Source organism: Paenibacillus sediminis, from assembly GCF_017873765.1.
Taxonomy (GTDB): Bacteria; Bacillota; Bacilli; order Paenibacillales; family Paenibacillaceae; genus Paenibacillus_AG; species Paenibacillus_AG sediminis.
Genome location: NZ_JAGGKP010000013.1, coordinates 20,588 through 40,515, shown reverse-complemented (window position 1 = coordinate 40,515; position 19,928 = coordinate 20,588). Strand labels below are relative to the sequence as shown.

Here is a 19,928-nt window from a genome sequence, read left to right as displayed (position 1 = left end):
CCTCACCAACCTTTTTCAGAATCGGTCTGATACAGAAGGGTCGAACGTACGTCTGCAATTAAATAAAGCGTACCGGAAACGACCCCAAGATCCTCCGCTTCCGTCCGTGACTTCAGCACTTCAAGTGCCGCTCTCCAGTCCGGTTCAACGATTATTTCTAAATTTGGTTTCGCATATTTCTGCCGAAGTTGCTCTACGATGTCTAGTAAATGCCCTGCGTCCATTTTTTTACGAAAATCGGGCTCGGTAAGGATAAGCGTATCCACTATTGGTAGTATATGCTGCAAATATGACTCATGATGCTTGTTAGAGAGCATCCCCATCATTAAATTCAACTTGCGGTAGCTGTATATTTCCTGGATGCTTTTAGCGAGCGTCTCGGCACCCTCTGGATTATGCGCACCATCAATAAGAATTCGCGGATTCTCCGACACTCGCTCAAGGCGACCTGCCCAGAACGTTCGGCGAAATCCTTCTAGAACATCTTCGGGATCAAGCAAGAAAGCCATATACTGTCTTAAAACTTCGAGAGCCATCATTGCCCCTGCAGCATTTTTACATTGATGTTCACCTTGAAGTGATATTTCTAAATCACGCTCGCCAAACGGTCCCGAGAATCGAAACGATTGACCCTCCATGTTGACTGTACGCCGTTCTATTTTGAACTGTTCACCAAGTAAATAAAGGCTAGAATTTCTGCGCTTCGCAGTCTCTTTAATAACCGCGATCGCTTCCGGTTGTTCAACACAGCTTACTACTGGCACGCCTGGCTTAATGATTCCTGCTTTTTCAGTCGCGATTTGTGTAAGTGTATCTCCTAAAATATCGGTATGATCATAGCCTACATTTGTAATGATGGAGACGATAGGCGTCACAACATTGGTAACATCAAGCCTTCCCCCAAGTCCAGTCTCCCATACTACGACATCGGGATAACATACTTCTGCATAATAAAGAATTGCTAGTGCTGTAGACACTTCGAACATCGTTGGAGAACCAAGCTCCGTAGCTGCCAGTTCCTCCACAAGCGGGTATAGTCTATTAGACAGCTCTAACAGTGTTTCTTCAGGAATATCTTGCCCATTATATTGAAATCGGTTTGTAAACTTCGTTATGTACGGAGAAGTAAACGTACCTACTGAATAGCCTGACCTAATAAGAACCTCTGTTAAAAAGGCGCATGTTGAACCTTTCCCGTTCGTTCCAGCAACATGAATAAATTTGAGCCGACGATGCGGCTTGCCGAGCTTTTCGAGCATCAATTGAATGCGGTCCAATCCAGGTCTAATTCCAAAAGGAATAAGTCCGTTAATCCACTGCACGGCTTCTTGATAACTGTGAAAGGGAGCCGTGGCTGCAGTTCCTTCCTCTTCCAACATGATTCTTCACCCTTTGTCTGTTTTCTACCGAATTCATAAAGTTACATGTTTATCCTCCTAAGGATAACACCTTAGGAGGATAAAAGTCACACTTAACCTTTTAATTCTTCAATTCGCGCGAGCACTTTACTCCGTTTTTCCGAGTAATCGGCATGTTTAGCACGTTCTTCTTCGATCACTTTCGCAGGTGCTTTTGAAACAAATCCTTCGTTGCTTAGCTTTTTATCAATGCGTTCAACTTCAGCGTTCAAATGCTGAAGCTCTTTTTCAAGCCGCGCAATTTCCTGGGTAATATCGATTAAACCCGATAATGGTAAATAAAGCTCAGCTCCTGTAACAACAGCCGTCATCGCTTTATCAGGTATTTCGACATTAAGCGCCGCTTTGAACTCCGACGTATTGCAGAAACGGCGAATATAGTTCTCGTTGCGAGTAATAATTTCAAGCGTAGCTTGATCGCCAGGTTTCACAAGCAGTTCGATTTTCTTGCTCATCGGTACATTCACTTCTGCACGAATATTTCGAACAGCACGGATTGTATCCATCAACAAATTCATTTCTGCTACCGCATCCGCTGCTTCAAATGCAGCATCGTATTTCGGCCATTCTGCAAGTGTAATCGTATCGCCTTTATGCGGCAAATGCTGCCAAATTTCCTCCGAAATAAAAGGCATGAACGGATGAATCATACGCAGTGTACGATCAAGCACATAAGCAAGAACCGACTGCGTTTTCTTCTTCGCTTCCGCATTTTCGCTATAAAGAGACAATTTTGCAAACTCGATATACCAATCGCAAAGATCGTCCCAAATAAAGTTATATAGAAGACGACCTGTCTCCCCAAATTCATAGGAGTCGATCAGACGAGTAATATCGCGTGCAGTCTCATTGAGACGGTGTAAAATCCAGCGGTCAGCTGTTCCTAAATCACCGCTGATGTCGATGTCATCATAAGTAAATCCTTCAAGGTTCATGAGCGCAAAACGCGATGCATTCCATATCTTGTTTGCGAAGTTACGCGCTTGCTCAACACGTTCCCACCGGAAACGCAAATCTTGACCAGGTGTGCTGCTTGTCGAAATCATATAACGGAGTGCATCTGCACCGTATTGTTCGATTACATCGATCGGATCGACACCATTGCCGAGCGACTTCGACATTTTGCGTCCTTCACTATCGCGTACTAGTCCGTGAATGAGTACATCTTTAAACGGTATTTCACCCGTAAATTCGAGCGCCGTAAAGATCATACGAGCAACCCAGAAATAAATAATGTCGTAACCTGTTACGAGTACATCTGTCGGATAGAAGCGTTTGAGGTCCTCTGTCTCTTCAGGCCAGCCGAGTGTAGAGAACGGCCAAAGAGCGGAGCTGAACCATGTATCAAGAACATCTTCATCCTGTTTCAAATCGTGGCTGCCGCATTTGGAGCATACTTCTACTGCTTCGTGTGCAACATGAAGTTCACCGCAAGACTCACAGTACCAAGCAGGAATACGGTGACCCCACCAAAGCTGTCTAGAAATACACCAGTCGCGTACATTTTCAATCCAATGTAAATAGATTTTCTCAAAGCGGTCCGGTACGAAGTTAACACCTTTACCCGATTTTTGCGCTTCAATTGCTCTTTCAGCAAGCGGCTTCATGCGTACAAACCATTGTGTGGATAGATAAGGCTCAACAACCGCACCTGTACGTTCACTGTGGCCTACTTGATGCAAGTGGTCCTCAATTTTGATGAGTACACCGATCTCTTGCAAGTCTTTAACGATTTGTTTGCGGCATTCGAAGCGATCAAGCCCTTGGTATTTACCAGCGGCTGCATTCATCGTACCGTTCTCATCCATCACCGTAATTTGCGGCAAGTTATGGCGCAGACCTACTTCGAAGTCGTTCGGATCATGCGCCGGTGTAATTTTCACAGCGCCGCTGCCGAATTCCTTCTCAACGTACTCGTCAGCGATAATCGGAATTTCGCGATTAACAAACGGCAGAACGAGTGTTTTGCCGATAAGGTGTTTATACCGTTCATCCTCAGGATGGACAGCAACAGCTGTATCGCCAAGCATCGTTTCCGGGCGAGTAGTTGCAACCGTAATATGGCCGCTTCCGTCTTTTAGCGGATACTGCAAATGATAAAGGTGGCCTTGTACTTCCTTGTACTCCACTTCAATGTCCGACAAAGCTGTCCGAGCTGCTGGGTCCCAGTTAATAATATATTTACCGCGGTAAATAAGACCCTTCTCATACAGTTTAACAAACACTTCACGTACTGCACGTGATAACCCTTCATCCAGGGTAAAGCGTTCGCGAGAATAATCGAGTGAGAAGCCCATTTTAGCCCACTGTTCATGGATGTTCGCCGCATATTTTTCCTTCCATTCCCAGACTTTGTCCAGAAATTTCTCACGGCCTAAATCATAGCGAGACAATCCTTCCTCGCGCAGTTTCTGCTCTACTTTTGTTTGCGTTGCAATACCCGCGTGATCAGATCCTGGGAGCCAAAGCGCATCATAACCCTGCATACGTTTGGTGCGGATCAAAATATCTTGCAGCGTAAAATCAAGCGCATGCCCAATATGGAGCATCCCTGTTACGTTAGGAGGGGGGATAACAATGGTGAAAGGTTCAGCTTCCGGAATCCGGCCTGCTTTAAAAAATCCGCCATCCATCCAATATTTATACCATTTCTGCTCCGCTGCTTTCGGATCATACGTGGTAGGCATTTCTGATGTCGGTTGGTTTACATTCTCTGACATGGCTACATACCTCCGTTAATATTTCAGCATATCCTCTTTAAAACACAAAAAAACCTTCGTCTCAAAGGACGAAAGGTTTACTTTCGCGGTACCACCTTTGTTTCAAGCTTATCCGCCATTCTTATATAAGACAGCAATATCTTAAAGCTTGACTCTCTAAACAGATAACGGCTGCGCGCCGGTCTGTCCTGACCGCTAAATGGGCTTCAAACAGACGACTCCCGGGCGACTTCGGCAAGCTGGATCCTGCGGAATCTCACAGCGCTACAATTCCACTCTCTGAAGGGCATACTTCCTACTATTCCCATTCCAAGTCTTTAATGAATGTTCATTTCTCTCATCATAACTTGGATAGGAGCGCGAGTCAACATTTCTGCCATAGATTAGGGTATATATAATATCTGTCCTTCAGTTACACTTTGCTCAGACAAGCGATTATATAGCAGCAGCTCACGCGGGGTTAACTGATAACGAGTAGCAATTGTGTCAATCGTCTCTTCACGCTGAACTATGCAAAGGCGCAATTTACGAAATGGCGACTGCTCTTCTAACGTATTTACAAAAAGATTTTTCCACCGAATCTCTTCTCCAGGTGCGCTTGCAGCTTGCGCATTCTCGTCTTCTCGTTCTTGTAAAGATTGTTGCTCTTTGGCAATCCGGTTCGTGTGGAGAAGTGTACTTAATCCAACATTTTCAGCAGGCTTCTGCTCTGCCTGCTTTTTACTGCCCAACGCAACTTTAAGCTCTGGCTTCTCTTCAGGAATACGCTCTGTAGTTTGCTCCCATAACGTATCGTTTGGCTCTTCGTAGTAAGATTGCTGCTCTACTGCTGCATCGACAGCTATTGTCTGATCATCTATTAAAGAGACATACTCTTCAGCCTGAGTTAAATCAGCAGCATCCTCGTGCTGATCGTTCCAAGTATTGAAAACATCGGTATTTTCTTGTTGATCCCGTTGATTTTCTAAATATTGCTCAGGAAGTGGCTGTCCAAACTCAGAGTTCACCTGCGGTTCTGCATTATATTCCTTGTCCGCATAAAGCGCTGAAGTTTGGATTTGCGGCAGGCTCCCAAGCCAAGAAATATCGTGATTTGCTTGATTTGGTACACCCGAGAACGAATCTCCTGAATAAGGAACCGCTTCTTGTTCGTCCCTAACTTCATGATCCACAGATGAACCAAAGCTGTTCGAATCATGAACTACTGTAAACTCATCAACATCCCACTGTCGTTCAGGCTCTGAATGTACCACGCCTACACCCCTAAGAGATAGTACACCCGTAATGTTAAGACTGCGTTTTGAAAGCAGATCAATATCAAAATTTTCGATCTCAACAGCAATATCTTCAAGCCTGCTTACCCGATTCAGAGGGATTGTTATTTCAACAGGTATGAAGTGCTGAAGCTCCTGTTCGAAGGCTTCCGGCCCCTCGCCTCGGTATACTCCAGTCAGGATCAACTGACCCCGTAATATTGCCTGTTCTCCCGTAGGGATAACCTGAATGTTCGGCACTAATTCAATCTCTTCCAGTTCCTCAATACCCACTAGATCTTCTGATAGATGCACACGTTCATAAATATCAAATCGCAGACCGTAAGATTGATCAGACAACGATAATGCCCTCCTTCCAACATATACAAAACGGTATTTTGGCAATCAAGAACATCTCTTGGTCAAAATGTTCACTCGTTCTATCTATATGCTGTAATAAGGAGTGCATGCTATTTGTTTTTTCAATCTATCATCTACTCTTCGGCCATTAGGGATGAGCGCAGCTCATGAAAGGAATCCGGCCATGGGTCTTCAACGACTTCTCTCTCTGCAGTCAATGGATGCGGAAATGAAAGCCGCTCTCCATGAAGTGCTTGATAAGGAAAAAGGGATGACTGCCCGCCGTAAAGTGTATCTCCGATTAACGGATGCCCCATATGACTCATATGCACCCTGATTTGATGCGTACGCCCCGTATCTAAATCAAGCCGTACAAGACTCGCATTTGAATAAGTCTCCACAACTTTCACATGCGTTACAGCATGCTGACCCGTGGGTGATACACGTCTTCGCTGTTTATGATGACGGTCTTTGCCAATCGGCAAATCAATCACTTGCAGTTCGGGCGACACTATTCCTTGAACAAAAGCGACATATGTGCGATCGATTTCCTTAACACGCATCGCCTCATCCAGCTTTAAATGAGCAAAATCATTTTTGGCATACAAGACAGGTCCTGAAGTATGCTCATCAAGTCTGTGAATATGACGTACACGTAATCGTTGTCCTGTGCTTTCATAATACGCAGCGACAGCATGGGCTAATGTAAGATGCTGTTCTTTCACTGTAGGGTGTACGAGCATGCCAGCGGGCTTATGAACGACAAGGCAGAAATCATCCTCATACAATATATTCAGTTCTCGGTAATAAGGCTCGTATTCAGGTTCTTCAGCTCGAAATAGACGAACGCGGAGTCGGTCTCCAGCTAACTGAATACCGTTCTCCGCCATCCATCCTCGAATGATTTTATCGGATAGACCGAAATGACGCGCAAGCCACTGATGTGCAGCCATCATTCGATCTTCACTTGCCATTACCTCGCGCCCCGGAGTCACTTCGAGCCATTCTCCGCGACGCTTCCAATTCCCGTGCCAACTCACAGGCTCTTCAAGGCGTTATAATTTGCCTCAATCGTTGCCTCAATGTCCTCATCACTGTGAACACCGGATACGAACATTCCTTCAAATTGAGAAGGAGCCACACTCACACCCTCATTAATTAATGCTGCAAAATAACGTGTAAACAGCTTCAGATCGCTGCTCTTAGCTGTTTCATAGTTAATGACTTTGGATGAGGTAAAGAACGGGCATACCATTGAACCGACACGATTGATCGTGCACGGAATACCAAGTTCACGAGCGTTCTTCTCGAAGCCTGCCTGCAGTTTAGCAGCTTGCTTCTCTAAGTGATCATACACTTCAGGTGTAAGCAGTTTAAGCGTTGTGTAGCCTGCTACCATCGCGAGCGGATTACCGCTTAGCGTACCCGCCTGATAAATAGGACCTGACGGGGCAATTCGCTCCATAATTTCGCGTTTACCGCCGTAAGCGCCTACTGGAAGTCCGCCGCCGATCACTTTACCAAGACAAGTCAAGTCTGGAGTAACATTAAACCGTCCCTGCGCACTGTTAAGGTGAACACGAAATCCAGTCATCACTTCATCGAAAATAAGCACGCTGCCGTAATCCGTTGTTAATTTCCGCAGTCCTTCCAAGAAACCAGGGAGCGGAGGAACAACGCCCATATTGCCCGCCACAGGCTCAACAATAACACCTGCAATTTCTTCGCCGAATCGTTCAAATGCAAGCTTAACGGACTCCAGATCGTTATATGGAACCGTAATTGTATTTGCTGCTACGCCTTCAGGAACACCAGGGCTGTCAGGCAGGCCGAGTGTCGCTACTCCTGAACCTGCTTTAATAAGCAAGCTGTCAGCATGTCCGTGATATGAACCTTCGAACTTAAGGATTTTACTCCGGCCAGTATATCCGCGCGCTAAACGAATCGCACTCATCGTCGCTTCTGTACCGGAGTTAACCATACGTACGATATCGATGGAAGGGACGCGTTCAACGACGAGTTTTGCCATTTGCGTCTCAATCTCTGTCGGCATACCGAAACTTGTCCCTTTTGCCGCTGTTTCCTGAATCGCCCCAATGACTTCAGGATGAGCATGCCCCATAATGAGGGGACCCCAGGAGCAGACATAATCGATAAAAGAATTGCCGTCTATATCGTATACTTTCGAGCCTTGTGCGTGGTCTGCATAAATTGGAGTGAGTCCAACAGATTTAAACGCGCGTACAGGACTGTTAACGCCTCCGGGAAGATATTTTTTAGCCTCCTCAAAAGCTGCTTTGGAACGTTCATCATTACGAACTTTAGAATTTCCACTCATCGAAAGACACTCCGTTTCTTATTTATTAAAAAGTTATTTCGATTCCTTCAACCAGCGCGCTACATCCTTGGAGAAATAGGTGATAATAATATCCGCGCCCGCACGTTTCATACCTGTCAGCATCTCCATCACAATGGCCTTCTCGTCGATCCAGCCCTGCATTGCAGCAGCTTTCACCATTGAGTATTCTCCACTTACGTTGTAAGCTACAAGCGGCAGATCGAACTGATCTTTAATGATGCGAATGACGTCCATGTAAGCGAGAGCAGGCTTCACCATTAGCATATCGGCACCTTCAAGGACATCTGTTTCTGCTTCACGAAGTGCTTCTCTTACGTTGGCAGAATCCATTTGATATGCTTTGCGGTCACCGAACTGCGGCGCTGAATCAGCAGCATCGCGGAAAGGTCCGTAGAATGCAGATGAATATTTCACCGAATAAGACATGATCGGAACATTTTGGAAACCGGCTTCATCAAGTCCTGCGCGAATCGCTTGCACGAAGCCGTCCATCATATTGGAAGGAGCGATAATATCTGCACCCGCCTTCGCTTGGGAGACAGCAGTTTTCACGAGCAGTTCTAATGATTCATCATTTAAAACTTCACCATGAATATGACCGTCGCGTTCGAACGTATGCACCATGCCGCAATGTCCATGGTCTGTAAATTCACATAAGCATGTATCTGCCACAACAAGCAGGTCAGGATACATCGCCTTAATGCGGCGTGTTGCTTCCTGAACGATACCGTCTTCTGCAAATGCAGATGAACCGACGCTGTCTTTTGTTTCGGGAATACCGAATAGAAGTACAGCTTTAATGCCTAAATCTACAATTTCCTTCACTTCTGCTTCAAGCATATCTAACGAGAGATTATAAATGCCAGGCATCGAGGTAATTTCATTCTTCACACCAGTGCCATAAGTGACAAAAATCGGTTGAATGAGATCGTCTACGGTTAACACCGTTTCCCGAACTAGACTGCGAATTGCTGCGGTTTGACGCAAACGGCGATGCCGTACTATTGGAAATGTCATTAGAGTAACCTCCTAAAAATGTTTCAATTATAAGCCGATATTTAAATTGTGATTATTCCATTTACATAAAGTATCTAATAAACTATCTATCGATGCTTCCTTAGCGAGCATCGTAACGTTTAGGCCCGCTTCGCTTGCCGTCTTAGCTGTAAGCGGTCCAATACAAGCAATATCTATTCCTTCGAGCGCAGCCACTGGATCCTCTATGCCCATGCGCCTTAAAATAGCCATAAAATTTGTTACTGTCGATGAGCTGGTGAAGGTCACGGCGTCAATCGCCTTTTCTTCGATCCATTTGAGCAGCTCGATATCGTCCTCGCCTGTCATTACCGTTTCATATATTGTTACTTCGGTTACATTTAGACCTAGCCCTCGAAGCTTCTCGGGAAGCCATGACCTCGCCAGATCACCGCGCGGCAGCAGAACTTTCTGGCCGGGAATGAATTCGGAGCCGAACGCCTCGACCAATCCTTCAGCCTGAAAACGTTCTGGCAGCTTCTCACTCACGATCCCTTTCTTTCTTAACGCTTCGGCAGTCGCAGGTCCTACTGCAGCGATACGCGCTTTATGAAGGGACCGAATATCTCCGCCTAATTCCTCTAAATGTTGAAAGAAAAATTCAACGCCGTTAACACTCGTAAAAAAGACCCAATCGTACTGCTCCATGTTAGACAGCGATTGTTTAATCTGAGAGAGTGTAATCTCGTCCTTAGGCGCGACGGTTTCAATAACAGGAAACTCATAAGGCTCGCCGCCCAATTCCTCAATCCGATTCACGAGTTCACTCGCTTGACTGCGCGAACGAGTAACGACGATTCTTTTCCCGAATAAAGGAAGCAGTTCAGCCCATTTCAGCTTCTCTCTTTGTTTGACAACATCACCAACGACAATCACAGCGGGAGGTTTAAAATCAGCCTGTTTCACTTTCTCCTCTATATCCGCTAAAGTGCCCGTAATCGTTGCCTGTTCCGCCCTAGTACCCCAGCGAATTAATGCAATAGGCGTTTCAGGTGATCGACCGTATTTCATAAGTTGGTTGCTAATATATCCAATCTTCGATACACCCATCATAAAAACCAGTGTGCCCGTTGCATTCGTTACTTTATCCCAATGAATGGACTGATCAAGCTTATCTGGACTTTCATGACCTGTAATAATGGATAGGGAGGATGCCAAATCTCGGTGTGTTACAGGTATGCCCGCATAGGCAGGTACAGCGATCGCTGAAGTTACACCAGGTACAATTTCAAATGGTATTCCATTCTTCTTAAGCAGTTCAGCCTCTTCGCCCACACGTCCAAAGATCGTAGGATCCCCGCCCTTTAACCGAACGACAATCTTATCTTGCAGAGCAAGATCGACGAGCAATTGATTAATTTCCTCTTGCTTCATCGTGTGACGATCCGGCAATTTGCCGACATATATTTTTTGCGCTCCCGGTTTGATTTGCTTGAGTAGACGCGGACTTGCCAGACGATCATATACAATGACATCCGCCTTTTGGATGCATTCTAACCCTTTTACCGTTATTAATTTTGCTTCCCCAGGACCTGCCCCAACCAAGAATACCTTCCCCGCCACATGATCATCCCCTAACTTCTGACAGTATACGATCCGCTCCTTGAGCAATGAGTTTGTGCGCAACCTCTTCGCCTAATTGCTCAGGGTCAGTACCGGATGCTATTTCTTTCAAAAGAACCGTTCCATCCGGCAACCCGACCATTCCCGTTAATTGAATAACCTTTTGATCTTGATTTGAATGCGAGCCTTCATTTTGGGCAAGGGTTGCGTAAGCTCCAATTGGAACTTGGCATCCGCCATTTAGTACAGCTAGAAAACGCCGCTCAGCACGTACGGTTAATTCCGTCTCCTGATCATTGTAAAGAGATAGAAGATGCAGCACTTCTTGATCGTCAGCACGGCATTCAATGCCTAGTGCTCCTTGTCCCACGGCGGGAAGACATACATCAACAGGCACATACGATGAAATCTTATCTTCCCATCCCATACGGTACAGCCCTGCTGCAGCCAGAATAATCGCATCAAACCCTTCGGTTTCCAGTTTCCGCAAACGGGAATCAATATTCCCCCTTATGGATTCGAGCTGTAAATCTGGACGGTAAGCTTTGAGCTGACTTGCACGCCGAAGACTGCTCGTGCCGACTTTCGCACCACGAGGCAAATTTTCCAGTGAGAGTCCTTCTTTAGAGATAAGGGCATCCCTAGGGTCAACACGGCGCGGGACCGATCCATTCACAAGTCCCTCCGGCAGTTCCGACGGCATATCCTTCATACTATGAACAGCAATATCAATTTCTCCATTCAGCATCGCCTGCTCTATTTCTTTAACGAACAGACCTTTACCTCCGACCTTAGACAACGTTACATCTAAGATTTGATCGCCTTTGGTCACAATTTTTTTAATTTCAAATTGAAAAGGCAGGTTATGGGCAGAACAAATTTTTGTTAACGCCTCAATAACCTGTCCTGTTTGTGTTAAAGCAAGTGCGCTCTGTCTAGTCCCTACCACAATCGTACGCATCTCTCGTCATTCCCCCTGGGTTTGTATAATCCATGATTCTATCTCTTCATCGCTCCACCAATCAAAGGAGCCTGCTCGAATGGAATTCAGTATATCCATAGTAGCCGCCGCCTTAAGGAGCGTATGCCGCCGAACAGGATCACTTACCTTGGACTGGACCACCGATCTAATGCGATACAAAAATTCGGTATACTTTTCGTACTCATCACCAAACTCATGCTCTAGCTGATGACGAATCTCTTTTGCCGCTGCCGGCCCGGCTCCTGTTGTAGACACTGCAATAATGAGTTTGCCGCGTCTCATGACGCTTGGGCTCATAAAAGTCCCTTCCTCTTGCGAAGTAACAATGTTCACAGGGATTCTCAGCTCAGCAGCTTCTTTAGCGACTTGCCTATTTATCTCAACGGAATTCGTTGCTGCATAGATAAGGAGAGCTTCTTGTAAATCTCCATATTCATAGGGACGTGCAATCCATTTGATTAGACCAGCTTCTTGCCACTGTGCCATGGATGTGGTAAGAGTTGGACTTATAACAACCACATCAGCCTTCGCTTCTACGAGGGAAGCCGCTTTACGTTCAGCTACCTTTCCTCCACCAACAACTACACAGCGTTTGCCCTCACAATCCAGCATTATCGGTATATAGCCTGCCAATAGTCCTCTCACGCTCCTGTCCATCTATGAAATTCGGACCATGAATTCAGCACAAAATTTAAAATCGTAAAGGCATACCCAAGAAGTGTCCACCTCGCCATCATAGCCCCCGAATGTTGAGAAGATCTCTTTCTTACAAAATACCAACCATATATCGCTAACGCCATTAGCGTAGAGGATACTTTTAAATCGAGCAACAGCTCCCACCGTTTCTCCTCATATAGAGACAACATCGCAAGAATCAAAGATGCGATGAGCAGCGGTACGCCGATTAACATCGCAGAATAGGTATACTTGTCAATCATCTCTAGGCTTGGTAAGCGGCGAACCGTATCATCCCATTTCTTTACTTTCAACTTGCGATGCAAGTATAAATACATACATGCGAACACGGATGCAACAGTTAAAGCTGCAAAGCTTAAACTCGCCAGCGTGATATGTAAAACAAGTAAGCCTCGAACACCATCCCAGTTGCCAGCGACATGATCGCTCACCGGCATCCAAAACCGATTGAGCACAATAATGCAGAAACTAATAACACCAAGCAGTAATATCGCATATTCGGATTTTTGAAAAAAGGACATGATTAGCGAAATCAATACCAAACTAACCGTAAGCCAATTCAAAAAATCGAATCGTGTAAAAATCGGCAATCCGTTTGCTTGCAGCCAGCGTATCGCAATAACAGTAATCTGCAATATACTAGCTAAAGCAAGAAGCCCTGTGCCCATCCGCTTCGCACTCCGATTGCGGCGAATGCAATCCGAGAAATAAAACAGAAGGCTCAGGGCATAAATAGATATTAAAACGTCATACGCTCCACTGAGAAATTTCAAGCCATTCACCTGCTTTTAAAGCGTAGCCGGCGCCAAAGTCATTTTGATTTGTTCTTTCACTGAACCGTCAGACTTCACTTTAGGTCTGCGTTCCATAGCATCCGCCTCAGCCGCCACGCTGTTCAATTCATCTTGCTCTTTCATCCCTTTAAGCTGGTCTTCCAAGGCAAAAATATGAGTGAACAGTTCTAAAGCTTCTCTTCCTTGCTTTTCTCCAGCCATTTCTTTAATCCGGTTAATAGGATCATGCATCATTTGGTTTACGATGCTTTTCGTTAGCCTTTGAATCACTTTACGTTGACGTTCATTCAGTTCAGGAAGCTTGTTAAATAGACTTTCGAGTGTCTCCTCATGAATTTCCGAAGCTTTATCCTGCAGTGCACGGATAACAGGTCTAACACCAAGTGTTCTAATCCATTTATTATAAACATCGATTTCTTCAGCAATCATCGTTTCAATCTTAGCTGCTTCCGAGCGCCGCATTTCCAGATTGGTCTCAACGATTCCTTCTAAATCATCAATATCATATAAGAAAACATTTTGCAGCTGACCAATAGAAGGATCGATATCCCTTGGCACAGCAATATCAATCATGAAGAGTGGTCTAGATTGACGCTTCTTCATACTTGTAGCGACCATTTCAGAAGTCAGCACATATTGCTTGGCTCCTGTTGAGCTAATAACAATATCCACTTCATGAAGCCGCGCTATTCCTTCTTCAATCGTACAAGACGTACCATCAAATTTACGGGCTAACTCTTCTGCTCGCGAAAGCGTTCGATTCGCAACAATGACTTCTTCAGCACCGTTCGCGTATAAGTGTTTCACAGTCAGTTCACTCATTTTACCAGCGCCGAGTATAAGCACCTTCTTATCCGTAAACGTGCCGAAAATACGTTTGCCTAGTTCCACAGCTGCATAGCTTACCGAAACAGCACTTTCGCCAATCGAAGTCTCAGAATGAGCTCGTTTACCAAGGGTAACAGCTTGTTTAAACAACGTATTGAACCATGTACCTGTGCCATGTTCATCTTGCGAGAGTAGAAAGCTGCTGCGCACTTGTCCCAATATCTGTGTTTCACCAATAACCATCGAATCAAGCCCGCAAGTCACACGGAACAGATGACGAACAGCTTGTTCGTCCTCATATATATATAAGTGTCGAGTAAATTCTTCACGAGGTATGCCGAACCAATTCTCCATAAAACTACGAATATAATGTCCGCACATATGAAGCCGATCGACAACAACATAAATTTCCGTACGGTTACACGTTGCAACGATGACGCCTTCCAATACACTCTTTGTCTGCTTCAACTCGCTAAGCGCTCTTGGCAATTCGTCTTCTTCAATTGTAAACCGCTCTCTCACTTCCACAGGCGCCGTGCGATAGTTTAATCCAACAACGACGATGTGCATTGCAAGTTCACCTGCCTACGATTTAAATTCACATTAAATCAAATATTATGAAACAATTATTATTATATCATAGTTTTAAAAGGGGCCTTAGTTTATTTATGAAATGTTTATGAAATCCCCATTTTCTTAACATTGTATTTCTACGTATCATCATTACCTTTTACGACAATTTTCATCCAAATTCTCTTCCTAGTTTATTCCTTTGGGACAATTGTATCAAGTTCTTTCGCAAATATTGCTAGCTCTTCCTCCTTGGAGGAAATAATATGGTCATTGCTGCTGAGCAGATCCGTATATACAGGCAACATTTTCGAGAAAACAGAAGCCGCCTCATGAATAACATTTTGCTCTTCGCTGGTCATAGAGCGTTCTCCTCCAATTTGCAACGAGGTAATATAGGCAACCAGCTTGCTTAGCCCAGAAAGTTCATCCAGTTGTCCTTCTGCAAACGTGCGCGCAAAACGATCATGGGTATATTTTGCCGTATACGCAGCAAGCTTAAGCTCATTTAATTCATCGGTATGTTCTGCTTTAACCGCCTCGTTAAGAGATGAATTCAATATATTCATCTGTAAGAGAGTAACCTCAAATAACATCTGTTTAGGATCTTCGCCATCATGTGAATTATGTTTAATGAGTGCAATCAATTGTAAGAATACAACACAAACTAAGGCAGTGATTAAAATCACAGGCAGCAATCTTCGTCTTCTTCTCATTCTTCATCCCCCCGTACTAGCCTTGTAACCATTGTATGGAGGGGAGAAAAAACAAATAACCATGGAAATTCCATGGTTATTGCGTATTACGATTATTATTTATCCGTTAAACCAGTTCAGCTTGTTTCATCGCAGGTGTTTCTACTTGAAGTTCTCCCAACCCGCGAACCAGTTTTTTAGCATATGTTTTTTCTGGTTTCAATACGGATACCAGGTAGTCAATAGCGACTTGCGGATCAACCGTTTCACCACAAGTGTAGCAGTCAATCGCTGCAAAACCTCTCTCAGGATACGTATGAATTGAGAGATGGCTCTCCGACAACAACACAAGCACTGTAGCTCCTTGTGGTTCGAATTGCTTGGATTGCACGGATAGTACCGTTGCGCCACATGCTTCAGCGGCTTCCACCATTTGAGCTTCTAAAAATTCAGCATTGTTCAACAGTTCAAAATCGGCTCCCCAAGTATCAACAGCAACGTGTCTTCCGAAAGTTGAATATTCCATCTTTCGGTTCCCCCTTCCTAGGAATAAAATGTTTGAAAAAATTTCATCCGCTAGGACCTACGTCATTCACTTCCCGAGGGAATAATCTCTCTCAACATTCAATGTCCTGAGTGATATTGAGTGAATCCTGGTTCCTATATTCTTTTCAACGAGATTTAAAATAACATCTATTGGCCCGAAATGCAACATTTTTTTTGAAAACTTAGATGCGAAATAATTACAGCCACAGCCTATGATTATTTTATGAACTTGGTGAGGGTTATACGATTATTTTCCGCATTCATCTTTAATGAAAGTTTATACAATACAAAAAAAAGACCTATCTTAAGATAGGCCCTTTATATAAGATTTAAGCTTCTAGTACGAATAATCGTTGTACATAGGATCGCAGAGATTCATCAATCGCTTGAATTTGGTATGAACTGTCAGCCGAAATCCGTTGATCCAACAAATCATTTATAGACCGCTGGATTTTACTAATTTCTAATTCCACATCTTTAGCTTCATACAACCGCTCGAGTTCTTCTACCGTATTTTTATATTCAAAGACCAGCTTTTCCGATTCACGAGAGCATTCAACAATTTTACGAACTGAACCTTCTTTATAAAAATACACCATAATGAATCCATCATAAATGCGGTTAACAAGTCCTGTTCCTTTATAAGTGACGAATAATTTTCGCATCGCATTTGTAAGACGAGGATTCACCAAGCGGACAGATAACTCACAGACATAAAATCCATCCCTCTTGTCAAAAGGCAAATGTATTTCTTCACCATTCTGATCTTCAAGCACAATTTCTTGACTTCCATTTTCCAAAACTTTTACTTTTTGATGGACTAATGGATCTAGGGCTTCATGAACAAACCGATACATTTGAGCTTCCGACATTTCCAAACGGGCATTTACATATTCTGTGGCTAACCGCTTAGCCATCATAAAAATCTCCTCAATTCTTTTAACTATCCTTATGGATATTATACACCACAATGCAAAATCATTGCTTGAAGACGAAATCACGAATTTCCACCGAATTTCATAAAAAAATGGATTAATGCGTTATATCTGCGAAAAATCCCCCATCATACTCGCTTTCCTGCATCAACTTTCCGTGCTAGCTATGTTGTCCGCCAATATTTTATGATTGGATGGCTGCAGAAATCATGCTCCACAGCTCGTCTTTACCCATACCTATTTCTGATGAAAATAAAATAAACGGATCGGATGAGTTCAGAGCAAGCGCTTCTCTGATTATTTTTGAATGTTTTGCCCATTTACTTTTAGGAACTTTATCCGCTTTCGTCGCAACGACACATACTGGAATTTCATAATGTTTAAGCCAATCATACATCAGTTCATCGTCTTTGGACGGCGGGTGTCTGAGATCGATCATCAGAAGAACGAGTTTTAACGTCTCACGGTTCAGTAAATAATTTTCGATCATTCTGCCCCAAGCTTCACGCTGAGACTTGGATACTTTCGCAAATCCGTAACCAGGTAAATCAACGAAATAAAGCTGATCATTGATAAGATAATAATTTAAATGCTGCGTCTTACCCGGCGTAGAGCTTGTGCGTGCAAGGTTTTTACGGTTAATCATTCGGTTAATCAGCGAGGACTTACCGACATTGGAACGCCCTGCCAGAGCAATCTCTGGCAAGGCGTCCTGAGGATATTGATCAGGGCGTACAGCACTGATCACAAATTGTGCATCTGTAACTTTCATATAACGAATATCCCTCTCTAGTGAACTCCCGCATGCTTAACAAGTGCATGTTCCAAAACTTGATCCATATGGGATACCGGAACAAACTCAATGTCATTTTTAACACTGTCTGGAATCTCGCGCAGATCCGACTCGTTATCTTTAGGGAGCAATATTTTTTTGTAGCCAGCACGGTGTGCTGCTAACGATTTTTCTTTTAAGCCACCGATTGGGAGAACACGTCCGCGAAGTGTAATTTCTCCTGTCATCGCCACATCCTTAGACACATACCTATTGGTAAGTGCAGAAATGAGCGCGGTCGCAATCGTTATACCTGCAGAAGGTCCATCCTTCGGTATTGCTCCTTCTGGAATATGAATGTGAATATCATTCTTCTCATGAAAATCAGGCGCAATCCCTAGTTCCTCTGCTTTAGAACGAGTATAACTAAACGCAGCCTGCGCTGACTCTTTCATAACGTCGCCTAGTTTGCCCGTAAGCGTCAGCTTCCCGCTTCCTGGTACGACAGTGACTTCAATTATGAGTGTATCACCGCCGACTTCTGTCCAAGCAAGTCCTGTAACCGCACCAATTTGATCTTCTTGTTCTACCATGCCGTAACGATATTTAGCAATGCCTAAATAATCTTTAATATCATCAGGTTCGATCTGTATTGACTCTTTACCTTCAGAGACGATTTTTTTAGCCGCTTTCCGGCATAAAGCAGCAACCTGTTGCTCCAAATTGCGTACTCCGGATTCCCGGGTATATTCACGTATGACCTTAAGCAGCGCATCTTCACTAATCTGTAGTTGCTCGTCTTGGAGTCCATGTTCTTTCTTCTGCTTAGGCAGCAGATAACGGGTAGCAATTTGCAGCTTTTCAAGCTCCGTATATCCAGGAATAAACAACGTCTCCATCCGGTCAAGAAGCGGTCTAGGAATATTGTGCACTGCATTAGCGGTTGTAACAAACATCACATTGGATAGATCAAAAGGAATCTCTATAAAATGATCACTAAATGTATTGTTTTGCGCCGGATCCAGTACTTCGAGCAGCGCGGAAGCTGGGTCTCCTCGAAAATCAGAAGCCATCTTATCAATCTCATCAAGCAGAAATACAGGATTAAGTGTCCCCGCAGTCTTAAGCCCTTGAATGATACGTCCTGGCATTGCCCCCACATATGTTCTGCGGTGACCGCGAATCTCGGCTTCATCCCTTACGCCACCCAAGGAAATACGCACAAACTCACGGCCTAATGATCTGGCAATCGATCGAGCTAATGATGTTTTACCCACTCCTGGCGGACCAACGAGACAGAGAATCGGACCTTTAAGCTTCTTGACGAGTTTCTGAACTGCCAAATATTCGAGCACACGTTCTTTCGGCTTCTCGAGGCCATAGTGATCTTCATCTAAAATTTGCTCTGCTTTATGCAGGTCTAGATCATCCTCAGTTTTGTTTGTCCAAGGGAGACTGAGCAGCCAATCGACATAGTTGCGAATGACGCCGCCTTCTGCTGAGCTTGCAGGCATTTTCTCCAGTCTGTCAATTTCCTTCTCAACCTTCTCTTTAACCTTCTCAGGCAATGTAAGGCTTTCAAGTTGAGCTCTTAGTTCCTCAACTTCTCCAGCGCGGCCCTCTTTCTCACCCAGTTCTTTCTGAATAGCCTTCATTTGCTCTCGCAAATAATATTCCTTCTGGGTTTTCTCCATTTGCTTTTTCACACGCTGACTAATTTTCCGTTCTAATTCTAAAACTTCACGTTCATTATTTAAAATATCTAACAGCTTCTCAAGCCGATTACGGACATCAACGGTCTCGAGAATTTCCTGTTTGTCTTTAATTTTAAGCGCCAAGTGACTCGTGATGACATCGGCCAGTCTGCCTGGTTCTTCAATATCTGAAACGGCCGCAAGAGTCTCTGGCGTCACTTTTTTAGACAAATTAATATAGTGCTCAAATTGATTCAGCACCGTCCGCATGAGCGCGTCAACTTCCGGATCAGTTATCTCCTGTTCGGGTAACTCCTTAGCCAACACTTCATAAAATTCGTCATTGTCCATATATTGAATGATTTCCGCACGTTCCATGCCTTCGACAAGAACGCGAATCGTTCCGTTTGGAAGCTTTAACATCTGTCTAACCTTCGCCACAGTACCTACACGAAAAATATCTTCTTGCGTCGGTTCTTCGATGTTCACTTCCGATTGAGAACAGAGGAGAATCAAGTTATCTTCAACCATCGCTTTTTCTAATGCTTTGACGGATTTCTCCCGGCCTACATCGAGATGAAGTACCATACTCGGATAAACAAGGAGTCCTCTCAAAGGCAGTAAAGGAAAACGACGACCTTTCGATTTATGGGGTCCCATCGCTTTCGCACCTCCAGTGGCTCTCAGTTAAAAGTCATTTCATATTTT

At 44.2% G+C, this 19,928-nt stretch carries 16 protein-coding genes and 1 other annotated feature; all 16 genes read right to left on the bottom strand.

Annotation, left to right across the window (positions count from 1 at the left end):
* Positions 1–2 precede the first annotated feature (2 nt).
* Entirely contained in the window at positions 3–1,379 is a 1,377-nt protein-coding gene (locus J2Z20_RS15840; RefSeq protein WP_209852583.1) for a bifunctional folylpolyglutamate synthase/dihydrofolate synthase, read from the bottom strand.
* 92 nt (positions 1,380–1,471) lie between these two features.
* Positions 1,472–4,138 (bottom strand): valine--tRNA ligase, encoded by a 2,667-nt coding sequence (locus J2Z20_RS15835; RefSeq protein WP_209852580.1) that lies wholly within the window; start codon positions 4,136–4,138, stop codon positions 1,472–1,474.
* Between the two features lie 61 nt (positions 4,139–4,199).
* Positions 4,200–4,459, bottom strand: a binding site (T-box leader).
* Positions 4,460–4,521: 62 nt separating this feature from the next.
* Positions 4,522–5,751 carry a LysM peptidoglycan-binding domain-containing protein gene (locus J2Z20_RS15830; protein ID WP_209852568.1) on the bottom strand — a complete coding sequence of 410 codons (1,230 nt, stop codon included), beginning with the start codon at positions 5,749–5,751 and terminating at the stop codon, positions 4,522–4,524.
* Positions 5,752–5,885: 134 nt separating this feature from the next.
* Positions 5,886–6,791, bottom strand: a complete 906-nt coding sequence (locus J2Z20_RS15825) for an RluA family pseudouridine synthase (protein WP_209852565.1) — start codon at positions 6,789–6,791, stop codon at positions 5,886–5,888.
* On the bottom strand, positions 6,788–8,089 hold the full coding sequence (gene hemL, locus J2Z20_RS15820) for a glutamate-1-semialdehyde 2,1-aminomutase (protein ID WP_209852563.1): 1,302 nt from the start codon (positions 8,087–8,089) through the stop codon (positions 6,788–6,790). The genes J2Z20_RS15825 and hemL overlap by 4 nt, the downstream gene beginning before the upstream one ends.
* A gap of 33 nt (positions 8,090–8,122) precedes the next feature.
* A complete protein-coding gene (hemB, locus tag J2Z20_RS15815; protein ID WP_209852560.1) occupies positions 8,123–9,127 on the bottom strand; it encodes a porphobilinogen synthase in 1,005 nt (334 codons plus the stop codon).
* Between the two features lie 27 nt (positions 9,128–9,154).
* Positions 9,155–10,708: a uroporphyrinogen-III C-methyltransferase gene (gene cobA, locus J2Z20_RS15810; protein ID WP_209852557.1), complete on the bottom strand. Its 1,554-nt coding sequence runs from the start codon at positions 10,706–10,708 to the stop codon at positions 9,155–9,157.
* Between the two features lie 4 nt (positions 10,709–10,712).
* Positions 10,713–11,669, bottom strand: a complete 957-nt coding sequence (gene hemC / locus J2Z20_RS15805; protein ID WP_209852554.1) for a hydroxymethylbilane synthase — start codon at positions 11,667–11,669, stop codon at positions 10,713–10,715.
* Between the two features lie 6 nt (positions 11,670–11,675).
* Complete coding sequence (locus J2Z20_RS15800) at positions 11,676–12,335, bottom strand: precorrin-2 dehydrogenase/sirohydrochlorin ferrochelatase family protein (RefSeq protein ID WP_342454327.1); 660 nt, start codon at positions 12,333–12,335, stop codon at positions 11,676–11,678.
* The gene (gene ccsA, locus J2Z20_RS15795; protein ID WP_245252459.1) at positions 12,332–13,159 is read right to left on the bottom strand and encodes a cytochrome c biogenesis protein CcsA; all 828 of its coding nucleotides are present in this window, start codon (positions 13,157–13,159) and stop codon (positions 12,332–12,334) included. Before ccsA ends, J2Z20_RS15800 begins: the two co-directional genes overlap by 4 nt.
* 15 nt (positions 13,160–13,174) lie before the next feature.
* Complete coding sequence (gene hemA / locus J2Z20_RS15790; protein WP_209852537.1) at positions 13,175–14,578, bottom strand: glutamyl-tRNA reductase; 1,404 nt, start codon at positions 14,576–14,578, stop codon at positions 13,175–13,177.
* Positions 14,579–14,772: 194 nt separating this feature from the next.
* A complete protein-coding gene (locus J2Z20_RS15785) occupies positions 14,773–15,294 on the bottom strand; it encodes a hypothetical protein (RefSeq protein ID WP_209852534.1) in 522 nt (173 codons plus the stop codon).
* A 106-nt stretch (positions 15,295–15,400) separates the two neighbouring features.
* A complete protein-coding gene (gene speD, locus J2Z20_RS15780; protein WP_209852531.1) occupies positions 15,401–15,799 on the bottom strand; it encodes an adenosylmethionine decarboxylase in 399 nt (132 codons plus the stop codon).
* A gap of 349 nt (positions 15,800–16,148) precedes the next feature.
* Complete coding sequence (locus J2Z20_RS15775; protein WP_209852530.1) at positions 16,149–16,736, bottom strand: non-ribosomal peptide synthetase module; 588 nt, start codon at positions 16,734–16,736, stop codon at positions 16,149–16,151.
* 202 nt (positions 16,737–16,938) lie between these two features.
* Positions 16,939–17,526 (bottom strand): ribosome biogenesis GTP-binding protein YihA/YsxC, encoded by a 588-nt coding sequence (gene yihA / locus J2Z20_RS15770; RefSeq protein WP_209852528.1) that lies wholly within the window; start codon positions 17,524–17,526, stop codon positions 16,939–16,941.
* Positions 17,527–17,543: 17 nt separating this feature from the next.
* Positions 17,544–19,880 carry an endopeptidase La gene (gene lon / locus J2Z20_RS15765; RefSeq protein WP_209852526.1) on the bottom strand — a complete coding sequence of 779 codons (2,337 nt, stop codon included), beginning with the start codon at positions 19,878–19,880 and terminating at the stop codon, positions 17,544–17,546.
* Between the last annotated feature and the right edge of the window lie 48 nt (positions 19,881–19,928).

What these genes read in the sequence shown, in the direction of transcription:
- yihA (WP_209852528.1), bottom strand. Translation starts at nt 17,526, where the DNA reads ATGAAAGTTACAGATGCACAATTTGTGATCAGTGCTGTACGCCCTGAT.
- J2Z20_RS15840 (WP_209852583.1), bottom strand. Translation starts at nt 1,379, where the DNA reads ATGTTGGAAGAGGAAGGAACTGCAGCCACGGCTCCCTTTCACAGTTAT.
- hemL (WP_209852563.1), bottom strand. Translation starts at nt 8,089, where the DNA reads ATGAGTGGAAATTCTAAAGTTCGTAATGATGAACGTTCCAAAGCAGCT.
- hemB (WP_209852560.1), bottom strand. Translation starts at nt 9,127, where the DNA reads ATGACATTTCCAATAGTACGGCATCGCCGTTTGCGTCAAACCGCAGCA.
- speD (WP_209852531.1), bottom strand. Translation starts at nt 15,799, where the DNA reads ATGGAATATTCAACTTTCGGAAGACACGTTGCTGTTGATACTTGGGGA.
- J2Z20_RS15785 (WP_209852534.1), bottom strand. Translation starts at nt 15,294, where the DNA reads ATGAGAAGAAGACGAAGATTGCTGCCTGTGATTTTAATCACTGCCTTA.
- hemC (WP_209852554.1), bottom strand. Translation starts at nt 11,669, where the DNA reads ATGCGTACGATTGTGGTAGGGACTAGACAGAGCGCACTTGCTTTAACA.
- hemA (WP_209852537.1), bottom strand. Translation starts at nt 14,578, where the DNA reads ATGCACATCGTCGTTGTTGGATTAAACTATCGCACGGCGCCTGTGGAA.
- J2Z20_RS15835 (WP_209852580.1), bottom strand. Translation starts at nt 4,138, where the DNA reads ATGTCAGAGAATGTAAACCAACCGACATCAGAAATGCCTACCACGTAT.
- J2Z20_RS15775 (WP_209852530.1), bottom strand. Translation starts at nt 16,736, where the DNA reads ATGGCTAAGCGGTTAGCCACAGAATATGTAAATGCCCGTTTGGAAATG.
- lon (WP_209852526.1), bottom strand. Translation starts at nt 19,880, where the DNA reads ATGGGACCCCATAAATCGAAAGGTCGTCGTTTTCCTTTACTGCCTTTG.